Raw genomic sequence first — 13,297 nt, 5'->3', positions numbered from 1 at the left:
CTAGGGTGTGAGGCGTTGCAGCTGCGCGATGCACGCGCGCAGGTGGATCGCCACCGCCACGCGCTGGGCCTCCTCGATGGGCGCGTCGCGTTCGCTGAGCTCGCGCAGTTCGGCGGACAACATCGTCATGCCGACGCTGCCCACGCCGCCCGACATGCGGTGCAATCGTTGCGCGGCGGCCTGCATCGATTCCTGCTGCCATTCGCGCTGCAGCGCCAACAGGTCGTCTTCCAGGCTGCTCCGCAGCGTCTGCGCCAGCGCGCGGGCGACCTCCTCGCTGCCAAAGCGGCCCGCCAGGACCGACAGCGTCGGCACGTCGGCGCGGGCGCGCGCCGCCGCCGCATCCACCACCCCGGGCGCTACCAGCAGCGCGGGTGCGACCATCGCGATCGCTGCCTGCAGTGTTGCCCTGCTTATCGGCTTGGCCAGCAGGTAGTCCACGGGCAGGTCGCGCAGGCCATCGGTATCGGCGCTCATGCCGATGATCGGGGTGCGTGGCAGCCCCAGCTGCGCTTCCCGCAGGCGAACCTGCCGCACCAGGCCTTGGCCATCCAGGCCGGGCATGCGCTCATCGGTGAACAGCAGCGCTGGCCGCGTGACCTGCCAGCGCTCCAGTGCAGCGACGCCATCGGCGACCACCTCCACGTCCAGCTCCATGCCACGCAGCCACCACTGCATCAATACCTGTTGAGTGGGATCGTCTTCGGCGACCAGCACACAGTGTGGTGCCGCCGGTTGGACAACGGCGCCTGTCGGTCCAGTGCGCAGCGCGGGTGCGTCGGAGCGCACGGGGCTACTGCGCGGAAGCTCCAGTTCGACCGCCACCACGGTGCCTTTTCCAGGCACGCTGTGCAGGCGCAGGCTGCCCCCCATCCGCTGCGCGAGTTGTCTGCAGATGCCCAGGCCGAGTCCGGTGCCGCCGTACAGCCGCGTAGTGGACAAGGTCGCCTGGGCGAAGGGCTCGAACACGGAATCCTGACGTTCGGGTGCGATCCCCACACCGCTGTCAGCGACCTCGATGCGCACGCGTTGTGACGCGCCGATGTCGCCCACCCACTGCACGCGGAGCGTTACCTCGCCCTGCGCAGTGAACTTGATGGCATTGCCGACCAGGTTGAACAGGATCTGCCGCAGCCGCGTGCCGTCCACCTCCAGCCAGTCGGCTACCTCGCTGTCCACCCGCTGATGGAACATCAGGCCCTTGGACAGCGCCACAGGGCGCAACAGGGTCTCCACGCCGATCAGCAATTGCCTGAGGTCCACTGGCGCTGCGTGCAGCATCATCTCCGCCGCATCGCCCGCAGACAGCGCGCGCACGTCGTCGAGTATCCGCGACAGCATCGTCGAGGCATCCTGCAGCGAGGCGAGTGCGGCACGTTGCTGTCCATCGAGAGGCCCATCATCCAGCACCGCCAATCGCTGCTGCAGGGCATGGGTCGGCTCGTCCATCCCGCTGCCCAGCGCAGCAGCAAGGCGGGTGCGATCGTCCGCATCGGCGGCGGCATGCGCCTGCGCGCGTTCAATGGCGCGTTCGCGCATCTGCTCGTCGGACACGTCCAGCCAATAGCCGGCCCAATGCTGCTCGCCGTTCTGCTGCAGGGTCGGCCATGCGTGCATGGCAATGCAGCGCATGCCCCGCACACCGTGGGCGCTGAAGCGGAACGACACGGGTTGGATGCGCCGTGCGCCGCGTTCCAGGGTCGCCAGCACACGACGACGGTCTCGACCGCGCAGCGCAGCAAGCGCCCGCGAAGGATCTGCCTGCAGTTCGCCCGTCGATGCACTGAACAGCTGCGGTACGTCGCCCACCACCAGATCCATGCAGATCCGCCCATCACGCTGCCGTCGTGCGTGGAACACCACGACCGGCAGGTTGTCCGATATCTCATCGATACGGCGTCGCAGCCGACTGCGCCGCCGACTCTCGCGCCGGAGTTTCCAGTAGCCGTTGGCGTGCACCAGGCCGATCGCCAGTACCGCCAGCGCCAGTCCGAGCAGCGCAAGCGGCCGCTTCATCCCCTCGGCATCCACCCGCAGCGAGGGCACTGGCGTCCGTGCGGCACGCCCAATGGCCGGCGCCAAGGCGGGCCACTGTTGGTCGAAGGCCATCAACCATCGCGCACAGCGCGGTTGCACGGCGAGCACCAGGATGTCATCGAAGCCGGCGGGGGCGCCCACCACCAGCCCGACCGCCCGCGTGGCCCGGCGCGCGTGTTCGATGACAAGGGCGTTGCCCACGGCTGCATCCACCTGGCCTGACAGGAGCAGCGCGAGCGCCTGCCGTGCATCGGTACTGCGCTGTACGTGCGCATCAGGGGGGGGCCATCCGTGCGGCAGATCATCGATGACGGCGATGCGCCGTCCCTGCAGGTCATTGGCATCATGCGCACTGATGCCCTGTCGGCGCGTGACGATGACATTGGGAACACGCAGATAGCCGCCGGAGTGCAGCCAGTGCGCAGGAAGATCACGGACGGGCAGGCCGATGGCGGCGTCCAGTTCGTCCTGCGCGATACGGCGACGCAGTTCATCGGTGGGCAGCGCCTGCACCTTGAACGAGGCCTGGGGCAGCAACGCCAGCAGCAGCGGCAGCACACCACCGGGGTTACGCGCCGAGCCCGATGACAGCGGTGCGCGGTCGTTGGGAAAGCCGAGGCGGATGACAGGCCGTTCGTCGTCGGCGCCCAGGCGCATGCCACACCCGGCGCTGGCGGCCGCATCGGTTGCCGGCGTGGCCGCGCGCGCCGGTGCAGCCGCGAGCGATGCGGCCAGCAGCATGGCCAGTCCAGACACGTACCCGGTGATGCCCCTGCTCCCCACCCCGATGTTCTCCCTGTCCGCGATCCATGACCTGCCGACGCTAGCAGCCTGCGCGTAGCGGGCCATCAGGATTGCTGCATAAGCGGCTCGGCGCGACGCCATCAACGGCATACACTTCGCCGACGCCACAGGAGAATGACCGTATGCGACTTGGCCTTGCAGCCAACCGGCTTCATCACCATGACGGCAACGCCGCACTTTTCCGCTGGCTGCGCGCCTGCCACGCCGGCATCGCCGAGCTGGAGGTGTCGCTGCATGCGGTGGGGCGCACCTTCGACGCGATCCAGCACTACGGTCCGCTGCAGGCTACCACGCAGCTCACGCGCTACCCCAACGGACGCGAGGGCGGCTTGATGAAGCTGGTGGCCGAAGTGGTCGGCATGGGGCCGGAACGCACGCTGGACGGCGCAATCTACCTGATCGACCCGGTCGACCCGTCATCGATCTTCCCCGAGGCCATCGCGCTCAAGCGGCAATGCGTCATCCACGGCAAACCCTTCCTCTCCACCGTTGCCAGCGCCCGCGACTGGGTGGAAGTGGAACGCGTGCATGCGGGATGGGCGGCCGATCCGGGTGCCGATGACCTGCATGCGTTCGGCCACCAGACGCTGGCCCTGATCGCCCACGACGCGATGAAGCCGGCGATGCTGGCATTCGCCGCCAAGCACTTCGACGTGTTGTCCCGTTTCGCCTCGCGCATCGGCACGGGAACCACTGGCCAGCGACTCAACGAACTGGCATGGAGCCGCGGCTGGCCCCTCGACCAACCGTGGGTGACGCGCTACCAGAGCGGCCCACTGGGCGGCGACGCACAGATTGCCGACCAAGTGCTGGAAGGCCATTGCCAACGTGCGATCTTCTTCGAAGACCCCCACGTCGCGCGCCAGCACGAAGCGGACATCCAGCTGCTGGAACGCGCCGTCACGACCGTCACCGATCGCGCCGTGTGCATCACCGCCCCCGCGGTCGCCACACGCTGGGCGATCGCCGCCGCACAGCGGCGGTAACCCGGACCGGTGACGCCATCGCCGCTGCGCTCGCCGAGCATGGCTCGGCGCTACCGAGTGCATAACGCACAAATTCCCAAGGTGCGTGCCTCGCAGCAATCCCCACGGTAGCGCCGAGCCATGCTCGGCGAGCGCAGCGGCGACGACCTCACGAACTAACTGGGGGAGAGCCCCCTTGTTGTTCAAGGGGGCGCGCCGAAGGCGCGGGGATAAGGTGACATGCGTGGGCAACTGCTTTGACGCCGCTTCACCGCCGCTGCGCTCGCCGAGCACGGCTCGGCGCTACCAGGTGCATAACGCACGAATTCCAACGGCATGCCCCACGCACGAATTCCCACGGTATTTGCCACACACCAATCTCCCGCAGTACGTGCCAGGCACGAGTCCCCAGGGTAGCGCCGAGCCATGCTCGGCGAGCGCAGCGGCGACGACCTCACGAACTAACTGGGGGAGAGCCCCCTTGTTGTTCAAGGGGGCGCGCCGAAGGCGCGGGGATAAGGTGACATGCGTGGGCAACTGCTTTGACGCCGCTTCACCGCGTCAAAGCAGTTGCCGCAGCATCGCCTTCAACCGCCGTCCTTCGTCATGGAAATAGTCGCGCTGCTCCCGCCATGCCGGAAAACGCTGCTCCACTTCATGCCAGAACGCCGCGGAGTGATTCGCCTGCAGCAGATGGCAGAGCTCATGCACCAGCACATACTCGAAGGCGGCAGGGCGCCCCAGCACCAATGCGAGATCCAGCGCCATGCTGCCATCCGGTGCCAGCGACCCCCACTGCGAGGACATCACTTTCAAGCGGATCCGCGTGGGTGCGCGCGGCAGTCCAGGCAGGTAACGCGGCAGCCATTGGCCCACGTCGGCCCGTGTCTGTGCCTCGTAGAACTCACGCAGCACGCGACGCAGCGTGGCCGGCGTGGCGCGCACCGGCCAATGCACGCATGCGCCCTCTGCATCGATCTCCAGCTTGGCGTAGCGCGCCTCCTGCCAACGCAACGGCAACAGCTCGCCGCGCAGGGGCAACAGGCCGGGCTGGCCCGGAACCAGCGCAGGCGGCATGCGATCGGATTGAAAGTGCAGCAGCTGCTTCGCCAACCAGCCCCGGTGCTCTTCCAGGAAACGGTCCCCGGTCTGCAGACTGGCACGCAAGGGCAGGGTCAGCCTTGCGCCACGCTCGTCCACGCTCAGCTTGATGCGGCGCGCGCGCGGGTCGCGCACGCGCAGGATGTCGATCTCCGCGTCCCCGATGCGCAGGCGCACGGTGTCCCGCTGCACCGAAGCGGTGGGCGCGGGAGACAACAGGCGGCGCAGCAACGGACTCATGGAGCCAGCATACGCCGCACGGCGTCAGCGGGGATGGACACGTACCGGGTCGCCCCGTTCAGTCGGCCTTGCTGAGCTTGAACGCCTCTTCCAGCAGCAGGAACAGCCGACGGATTTCGGCGCTCTGCAGCGCGAAGCGTGCATCCAGCTCGGCACGGCGGCCGTCATCATCGGTGTGTTCCAGCTGGTCCAGCGCACCGTCCAGGAACTTCAGCTTGCGCACGATCAGGTCATCGCCGATCACGAAGGACAGGTTGTCCTCGAACACCAGCGCCAGCTTGGTCACCTGCTTGCCGGCATCCAGATGCTTGTCGATCTCGTCGCAACGCAGTTCCTGGTGCTGGCACTTGACGACGGCGCCACCTTCCACCGGATCCTTCATCTCGCACTCTTCGCCCAGCGACAGACCGGTCGGCAGCGGCTCGCCGGCGATCCAGCCGGTCAGGATGGAACGCGGGGCCACCTCGGCATTCAGCGGCATGGCCGGGAAGCTGCCCAGCAGGCCACGGATATCGGACATGAAGTACTCGGCCGTCTTGCGGCTGGAGCAATCCACGGCGACGTAGCCATGCTTGAGGTCCAGGAACGCATCGTTGCGCGAGTTCTTGACGAAGGCGCGCGGCAGCAGTTCATGCAGCAGGTCATCCTTCATGCGCTTGCGTTCACGACCACCGGGACGACGCCCCTCGTTGGATTCGATCTCTTCCAGCTTGCGCTCGAGCAGGTCGTTGACCACCGCGCCGGGCAGCAGCTTGTCCTCACCCCCGACGGTCAGCCACAGGTGCTCTTCGATGCGATGGGAGAACTGCTCCTTTTCCTCGCGGCCGAACGGGGAGATGAAGCCGCGTGAGCTCATCTCCAGCGGACCGACCGGCTTGAGCAGGGCATTCGGCAACTGGGTGTCCACGCTGGAGAAATCAGTGGCGGTAGGGAAGCGGAAGAAAGTCAGGTTGCGAAAGAACATGGAATTCCGGATTCAGGAGTGAAGGGCGCCACGGCCATCTTCGGCTGCGGGCGTCTCAGGAGATGCGTCGCACGGGCGGCGCTCCAGGGAATGAAAATCAAACAGGCGCGGGTCCGCCAGCTGGGACGGCTCCACGGTAGCCAGTGCACGGGCGATCTGGTCCACGCGACCGGGATGGTCGATGTCCCATTGCGCCAGCATCTGCCCCACCTGGCGACGCTGCAGGTTCGGCTGGCTGCCACACAGGGTGCACGGAATGATCGGGAATCGCCGCGCCTGCGCGTACTCGGCGATGTCCCGCTCACGCACGTAGGCCAGTGGCCGGATCACCACGTGCTGGCCGTCATCGCTGCGCAGCTTGGGCGGCATGCCGGACAGCTTGGCATGGTGGAACAGGTTCATCAGGAACGTCGCCGCCATGTCATCGCGGTGGTGTCCCAACGCGATGCGGGTGAAGCCGTGGGTGGCGGCATGGTGGTACAACGCGCCGCGTCGCAGCCGCGAACACAGCGAACACTGCGTGGCGCCCTCTGGAATCACCCGGCTGACCACCGAATAGGTGTCCTGCTCGATGATCTGGTACGCCACGCCCAGGCCGGACAGGTACTCGGGGAGCACGTGGGCGGGAAAGCCCGGCTGCTTCTGGTCGAGGTTCACCGCCACCAGCTCGAACGGCACCGGGGCGCGACGCTGCAGGTCCAGCAGGATGTCCAGCAGGGTGTAGCTGTCCTTGCCGCCGGACAGGCAGACCATCACCTTGTCGCCCTCGCCGATCATGCCGTAATCGGCGATGGCCTGGCCCACCTGGCGGCGCAGCTGCCTGCCGAGCACGCGCACCTGCTGATCCGCATCACGGCGCACGCGCGGCAGGGGATCGGGCAGGGAGATGACAGCGCTCATCCTCCCATTCTACCGGCTGCCATCGGCACTTCCCCAGTCATGGTGCTGCCGGTTGCCCCGACGCTCACCTGCGCTGTGTATGCTCGGCAGGTGGACACTTACACACCCGCTGAAATCACCGAGCGCCTGGGCGCACTACGCGCGGAACACCGTGCGCTGGATGACCGCATCACGCACATGGCCGCCAACGGCAGCGACGACCTGGAGTCCAAACGGTTGAAGCGGCACCGCCTACAGCTGAAAGACTGCATCAGCCGGCTGGAGAGCCTGCAGATTCCCGACGAACCAGCCTGACGACGGCTGCCCTGGCGTTCGGTAGAGCCGACTTCAGTCGGCTGCTCAAACCTTTGGTAGAGCCGACTTCAGTCGGCGGCGGCGGCAAGCCGACTGAAGTCGGCTCTACCAACCCATGCCCACCAACCCATGCCCACCGCCCGTACCCAACCATCACGCCCACCGCGGCGTTTTCCAGGCCCGTGCCCAACCATCACGCCCACCGCGGCGTGTCCCAGGACCGTGCCCAGCGACACGCGAGGCCCAGCGCACGCATTCCGTGCGCTCAATCCTGCGGCGCGGCTTCTTCGGGCTTGGCGGCTTCCGGACTGACCCGCTCGATGGTGTGGCGCAACTCGCGGCCGAGGATGAACTTGGCATCCTTGGCCCAGCCGTCCAGCCGCTCATCGAACAACAGCTTGCTGTTTTCATCCGGCCATACCAGACGCAGCTCGCGCAGCTTCTGGATGAATCCACGGAACAAGGTCTTGTCGAAAAACTCCGGCGCGGCCGGTGCGTACAACAGGCTCAAGCGTTGCGCCGCCTGCTGGCACAGACTCTCCAGCTCAGCGGCACCGAGCGTGCCCGGACCGTTCTTGACCAGCACGGAAATGGCGATGTAATAGCGCTCGAAGGCCTGCTGCAGCGAATGGCCGATGGCGCGCAGGCGGAACACTTCGTCGGTCTGCCCGGTGTTACGCGCCAGCACGCCGCCTTCGTCTTCGCCCACCTGCTGCAGCAGCCCTTCGCGGATGAACAGATCGATGGTCTGCTCGATGCGCTGGCCGAACTCGTCTTCCGTCCACGGCAGGAACAGCTCGGCCTGCAGGAACGGATAGACCGTGCGCCCCAGCCGCACCAGACCCGCGCGGCCCATGCGGCGGTTGTTCTGGAAGCAGCACGCCACCCACGACGACGCCGTGAACAGGTGCAGCACGTTGTTGCGGAAGTAGCTGAGCAGCACAGCGGTATCGCCGCTGACACTGAGCACGTCCCCCAGCGGATGGCGCACGCGGGTGAGGACGTTGATCTCCTCGGCGTGGGCGATGATCCGCGCAGGCGAATGCGGGGTCACCGTCACCCGGTCGGAGTACGGCATTTCTTCCAACAGGGTCTTGCACAGCTGGATCTGCGCGATCAGGTCGGCCTCGCCCATCGCGTGCTTGGGCGTGGACAGCAGAGCCAGCGCCAGCAGGTTGATCGGATTGACGTCGGCGGCGCCATTGATGCGCACCTGGATGCGTTCGGCCAGCGTATCGACCGTGCTCGCCAACCACGCCGGCTTTTCATCCTCGGCCACGGCGCTGCCATCCCAGTCGGGTGCCTTCTCGGCCAGTACGTCGTTCAACGCAATCGGTTCGCCGAAGTTCACCACCACTTGGCCGTAGTTCTGCTTGAGCACCTTTGGGATGCCCCACAGCAGCGACCAGATCGACTCTTTCTCTTTCGGCCGCCCTGTCAGCTCATCCAGATAGCTGCCGCCCTCCATCAGCTTTTCGTAGCCGATGTAGATCGGCTGGAACAGCACCGGTTTGCGCGGCTGACGCAGGAACGCCTTCAGCGTCATCGAGATCATGCCGCCCTTCGGCTGCAGCAGGCGGCCGGTGCGTGAGCGCCCGCCTTCCACGAAGTACTCGATGGAGTAACCACCGGCGACCAGCTGGGCAACGTACTCACTCAACACCGCCGAGTACAGCGCATTGCCCCGGATCGAGCGCCGTATGAAGAACGCACCGCCCTTGCGCAGCAGGGTGCCGACGACCGGCAGGTTGAGATTGATGCCCGCCACGATGTGCGGCGGCACGATGCCGCGGTCGTACAACAGGTAGGACAGCAGCAGATAGTCCATGTGGCTGCGATGGCTGGGCACGTAGACCACTTCATGGCCCGGCGCGGCGGCCTTGAACTTATCCAGGTGATGCACCAGCACACCGGCATAGATCCGGTTCCACACATGGCTGAGCATGAAGCTGGCCGAGCGCACCGCAGGGCTGGAATAATCGGCCGCGATCTCCCAGGCATAGGCATGCGCCTTCTTCCACGCGTCAGCCGGTTTGCTGTTGTCGCGGCGTGCCTGGGACGCGATGGCTTCGCGCACCGGCTCGGCCTGCAGCACCTGGTCCACCAGCAGGCGACGGGTCGACAGGTCGGGCCCGATCACCGACTCGCGGATCCGCCGGAAATGGGTACGCAGCACGCGCTGCAGCTTGCGCACCGTGCGTTCCGGGTCCAGCCCTTCATCGATGGTGGAGCGCAGCGAAATCGGCGGGGCGAAGCGCACGATCGTGCTGCGACCGTTCAACAGCACGGCGAGCAGGCGGCGGAACCGGCCGACCAGTGCCCAGTTCTCCGAGAACAGCACGGCGAACCAGCCGCTCTGCTTGTCCGGTGCGCGGCCGACGAAGATCGATACCGGCACCAGGTGCACGTCCAACTCGTCGCGCACGCGATGCGCCTGCAGCACCTTGGCCAGTGAATCGGAATGGGTCTTGGCGCCGCGTTGCTCGGGGATGAGCGAATTGCTGGAACTGCGTCGCGACAGCGCCACGTAGGCACGGCGGCGGCCGGTGGGGTCACCGGGCAGCGGCACCAACGGCGAAGGCAGCCCCGCCTGGCGGCAGGCCTTGTCCAGGATCAGCGCATTGGACAGCCCGTAGTCTTCCAGCACGTAGATCACCGGCCGACCGTCGTTGTACTGGCCGGGATCTTCGGGCTCGATATCCAGCGACAGCCATGGCTCGACCAGCCGACCCAGCAGTCGCGCCCACCACGGCCGGCGTCCGCCTGCGACGCGCGCAGGGGCGGGCGGCGGCAGCGAACCGTCGGTCGTCGGGGATACCGGCGTCGCGTCGGCGGCGGTCGGCTCGGGTTGTTCGCCGGGGAACGGCAGGGGATTCTGTTTCGACATCGGCGCCATTATGGCTTAGCCGGAGGCATTGCATCTGCCCCGGTCTCATCGGCTGGCGCGATGGCGGCATCGGATTCAGCCTGCGCCGCGTCGGCGTTGCGCAGCAGGGCATCGGTATCGGCCAAGGTGCGGGTGAGATACCAGTGGCCTTCGCGGCGGGTGAGCGGGATCTGCAGGTTGACGGTCTGTCCGGCCAGCGGGTACTGCAACCGCACCAGGGCATTGTCGCCCTGCTGGGACAGCACTTCGCCCGTCAGTTCCCGCAGCGATTCGTCCACGTCCAGTCCATAGCTCGCCATCACCGCTTTCAAGACGCCGATGAAGGGGCCGAGTTTCTGCAGACTGCCTTCCATGCCGTGCTGCTGCAGGTGGCTGTCATCGCTTATGCCGGTGGCGCGCGCCGCGCCGGTCAAGGCCGTGATGGCGGCCCGTGCACGCGCGCGATCGCTGATCGGGGCATCTGCGGCCCAGCCCGCCAGGGTTTCCACCACCTGTATGTAATGGCTGCGCTGGCTGGCCGTGATCGTGTTTTCGTGGCGAAGGTACTGCACGCCGAACAGGCCCATCGACTGCGCTGCCTGGCGTACTGCGGTGGTCTGACCGGCCAGTTGCCGCTCGAAGCTGCGCTGCAGCTGCTGGCTGCCGTCCGGCGCCGACAACGCCTGCAACATCGGCAGCAACTGGTCATGCAACGGCAGCTCGGTCAGTGGCCAGCGGCTGTGCCCGTGGGCCCAAGCGTCCTGCAGGCGGCGGTACTGGGCCGGCGGCACGGACAGCCGCGCATAGGCCAACAGATCGTTGGCGGCCACGGCGCGGGCCATCGCCTGCACGGCGGCAACCGGTTCGGCGGGCGGCTTTGCCGGATCCACCGCGTCGCGCCCGCAGGCGGCCAACATGAGCAGCAGCACGGCTCCGCAAGCCCACGCCTGGCGCTGTGTACGCCGTTTCATGATCGACATGTTTGTTCGGACTCCCCAGACCGGCCTGCATCTTGACCGGTCATGCATGGCGGCAGCAAGACAGGCGCGAACGGCGCCGTCCTCGTCGTGAAAAACCATTGGATCACAAAGCGTGCCGGGCAGACGGGGTCCCGCACTGGCGGCGGCATGCGGGGGAGGCGGGTCATGGGGGGCGACCCGGCATGGGCTGGCAACCGGATCGCGGGCTGCGCGTACCGCCTCACCGTCGCCGTTCGACCATCAACTGGAGTGGGTTTCCGGTCGCCGGCCACCTGTGCGGTGGCACAGCAATCCCGCCCTTTCCCACGCTGATTGCAGCTGATTGCGTCGTGGATGCGTCGCGCGGTTACGCGTTGCACGCCGGGATGCATCTGCCGCTTCGACGTGTAGGGATGTGGCTGCAAGCACGAACAAAGTGACCCCGCCCCCACTTTGGCTGGGCTCTTTACGGCGGAATGGCGGCGTCGGCGTACCGCCGTCGTAACGGGAGTGTTCTCATGCGCCTTATCCCTGCCTGCCTCCTGGTCAGCCTGCTTGCCGGCCCCGCCCTGGCGGCTTCCCCCGAACTGGCAAAGCCCGCGATCGTGGGGGGCGAAGACGTCGCCGATGGAGAATACCCGTTCCTGGCCAGCCTGCAGGTCGCCGGAACAGACGACCCCCGCTATGGCCACATCTGCGGTGCCTCCCTGATCTCGGCCTCGTGGGCGCTGACCGCCGCCCATTGTGTGTGGGGCGCATCCGCCTCCCGCTTGTTCATCCGCACCGGGGAAACCGACCTGGAGGCCGGCACAGGAACCAATCATCCGGTGGCCGCCATCCACATCCATCCGGCATACGCAGGCCGTACGAACGACGTTGCGCTGCTGAAGCTGAAAAAGCCCGTTCAGGGCATCACGCCAGTGCGTCTGCCGCGTGGCGAGGGCACCGGCTACGAAGTCCCAGGGCGGCTGCTGACGGTTGCCGGCTGGGGTCGGCTGTCTTCGAGCGGGAGCTCGCCTTCGCGCATGCAGCACGTCGAGGTGCCCTTCATCGATACCCGCGCCTGCCAGGCGCTGTATGAAGGGCGCGCTACGGTCCATGGGGACAGGGAAATGTGCGCCAGCCGCGCGGGCAAGGACGCGTGCCAGGGCGACTCTGGCGGCCCGTTGTTCGTGAAGGCCGCCGACGGCAGCTGGTCCCAGTTGGGTGTGGTGAGCTGGGGTATCGGCTGTGCGCGCGGCGATTCCCCCGGCGTCTATGCACGGCTGGCCTCCGCTGACATCGATACCTTCATCCACTCGGTGTGGACGGGTGATTGACTGCTTCCCTTTTCGCTACAGGAGGATCCCCTCATGCTTCGTACCCCGCTCGTGGTAACGGCCCTGTGCCTCACTGCGCTTTTCTCAGAAGCGGCGGCGGCCGCGCCTCGCATCATCGGCGGCGAAGACGCGCCCACCGGCGTCTATCCCTTCATGGTCAGCATCCAGGTCCCCGCCGTCGGTGACACGCCACGCCAGCAGCACTGGTGTGGCGGCACCCTGATCTCGCCCTCGTGGGTGCTGACTGCAGCGCATTGCATGGGCGTAACGGTCGATCAGGCAGTCGTCCGTGTCGGCCAGACAAATCTGGGCCACGACGAAGGCGTGGTGCATCGCATCGCGGAAATTCATTCCCACCCGGACTACAGGGAGGGCGGCCCAGACGTTGCCCTGCTGCGCCTGGAGCAACCTGTCAGCGGAATCCAACCGGTCCAGCTGTTGGGCCTGGATGGCACTGCCTTCGAGCAGGACCAGCGCCCTGTCACCCTGATCGGATGGGGAGTCGTCAAACAGACGGGTGACGACTTCACGACCGTGGATCCGCTACAGCACGTGGAAACGCCGCTTGTCGCGATAGCCGAATGCAGGCGGCTGTGGGGCGAAGCGGCCAAGGTGGACGTGCAGGCAGACCTCTGCGCCGGAGGGCGCTACAGGGACACCTGCTATGGAGACTCCGGGGGCCCATTGCTGGTCCCTGCGCCGGGCGATGGCTGGTACCAATTGGCGGTCACCAGCCGGGGAAATCTTCGCTGTGGCGAGCCCGGGCGGCCCGGCATCTTCACGCGACTGGCGGGCGCGTCGACGAATGCATTCATTGCCCACACCTGGGATGGCCGTTGATCCGTTGA

General features: G+C 66.8%; 10 protein-coding genes. 4 read left to right on the top strand and 6 right to left on the bottom strand.

Annotated features, from left to right (window positions below; genetic code table 11):
* On the bottom strand, positions 1-2,778 hold the full coding sequence (locus tag IFT58_RS13765; protein ID WP_192095526.1) for an ATP-binding protein: 2,778 nt from the start codon (positions 2,776-2,778) through the stop codon (positions 1-3).
* A 185-nt stretch (positions 2,779-2,963) separates the two neighbouring features.
* Here IFT58_RS13765 and IFT58_RS13760 point away from each other — a divergent pair, with 185 nt between their 5' ends.
* Positions 2,964-3,827 (top strand): methylglyoxal synthase, encoded by an 864-nt coding sequence (locus IFT58_RS13760; RefSeq protein ID WP_192095524.1) that lies wholly within the window; start codon positions 2,964-2,966, stop codon positions 3,825-3,827.
* Positions 3,828-4,367: 540 nt separating this feature from the next.
* Here the strand turns inward: IFT58_RS13760 and IFT58_RS13755 are convergent.
* The 3 genes from IFT58_RS13755 to ttcA are packed head-to-tail and all read right to left on the bottom strand — an operon-like array spanning position 4,368 to position 7,011.
* Positions 4,368-5,147: a SprT family zinc-dependent metalloprotease gene (locus IFT58_RS13755; RefSeq protein WP_188325611.1), complete on the bottom strand. Its 780-nt coding sequence runs from the start codon at positions 5,145-5,147 to the stop codon at positions 4,368-4,370.
* A 58-nt stretch (positions 5,148-5,205) separates the two neighbouring features.
* Positions 5,206-6,111, bottom strand: a complete 906-nt coding sequence (locus IFT58_RS13750) for a recombination-associated protein RdgC (protein WP_188325610.1) — start codon at positions 6,109-6,111, stop codon at positions 5,206-5,208.
* Positions 6,112-6,123: 12 nt separating this feature from the next.
* Positions 6,124-7,011, bottom strand: coding sequence for a tRNA 2-thiocytidine(32) synthetase TtcA (gene ttcA / locus IFT58_RS13745; RefSeq protein ID WP_192095522.1), 888 nt, complete (start codon positions 7,009-7,011; stop codon positions 6,124-6,126).
* A gap of 90 nt (positions 7,012-7,101) precedes the next feature.
* Between ttcA and IFT58_RS13740 the strand changes: the two genes are divergently transcribed.
* Complete coding sequence (locus IFT58_RS13740) at positions 7,102-7,305, top strand: DUF465 domain-containing protein (RefSeq protein ID WP_188325608.1); 204 nt, start codon at positions 7,102-7,104, stop codon at positions 7,303-7,305.
* 265 nt (positions 7,306-7,570) lie between these two features.
* Here the strand turns inward: IFT58_RS13740 and plsB are convergent, their stop codons facing one another.
* Both plsB and IFT58_RS13730 read right to left on the bottom strand, forming a co-directional pair.
* Positions 7,571-10,201 (bottom strand): glycerol-3-phosphate 1-O-acyltransferase PlsB, encoded by a 2,631-nt coding sequence (plsB, locus tag IFT58_RS13735; RefSeq protein ID WP_192081987.1) that lies wholly within the window; start codon positions 10,199-10,201, stop codon positions 7,571-7,573.
* On the bottom strand, positions 10,201-11,142 hold the full coding sequence (locus IFT58_RS13730) for a hypothetical protein (protein ID WP_249405706.1): 942 nt from the start codon (positions 11,140-11,142) through the stop codon (positions 10,201-10,203). The genes plsB and IFT58_RS13730 overlap by 1 nt, the downstream gene beginning before the upstream one ends.
* A gap of 506 nt (positions 11,143-11,648) precedes the next feature.
* Here IFT58_RS13730 and IFT58_RS13725 point away from each other — a divergent pair.
* Both IFT58_RS13725 and IFT58_RS13720 read left to right on the top strand, forming a co-directional pair.
* Positions 11,649-12,449, top strand: a complete 801-nt coding sequence (locus IFT58_RS13725; RefSeq protein ID WP_192095518.1) for a serine protease — start codon at positions 11,649-11,651, stop codon at positions 12,447-12,449.
* Between the two features lie 33 nt (positions 12,450-12,482).
* A complete protein-coding gene (locus tag IFT58_RS13720) occupies positions 12,483-13,289 on the top strand; it encodes a serine protease (RefSeq protein ID WP_192095516.1) in 807 nt (268 codons plus the stop codon).
* The last annotated feature ends 8 nt before the right edge of the window (positions 13,290-13,297 follow it).

The organism is Stenotrophomonas sp. CFBP 13718, from assembly GCF_014842145.1.
GTDB lineage: Bacteria > Pseudomonadota > Gammaproteobacteria > Xanthomonadales > Xanthomonadaceae > Stenotrophomonas.
The sequence above is the reverse complement of the archived record's forward strand: the minus strand, read 5'-3'. Positions and strand labels throughout refer to the sequence as shown.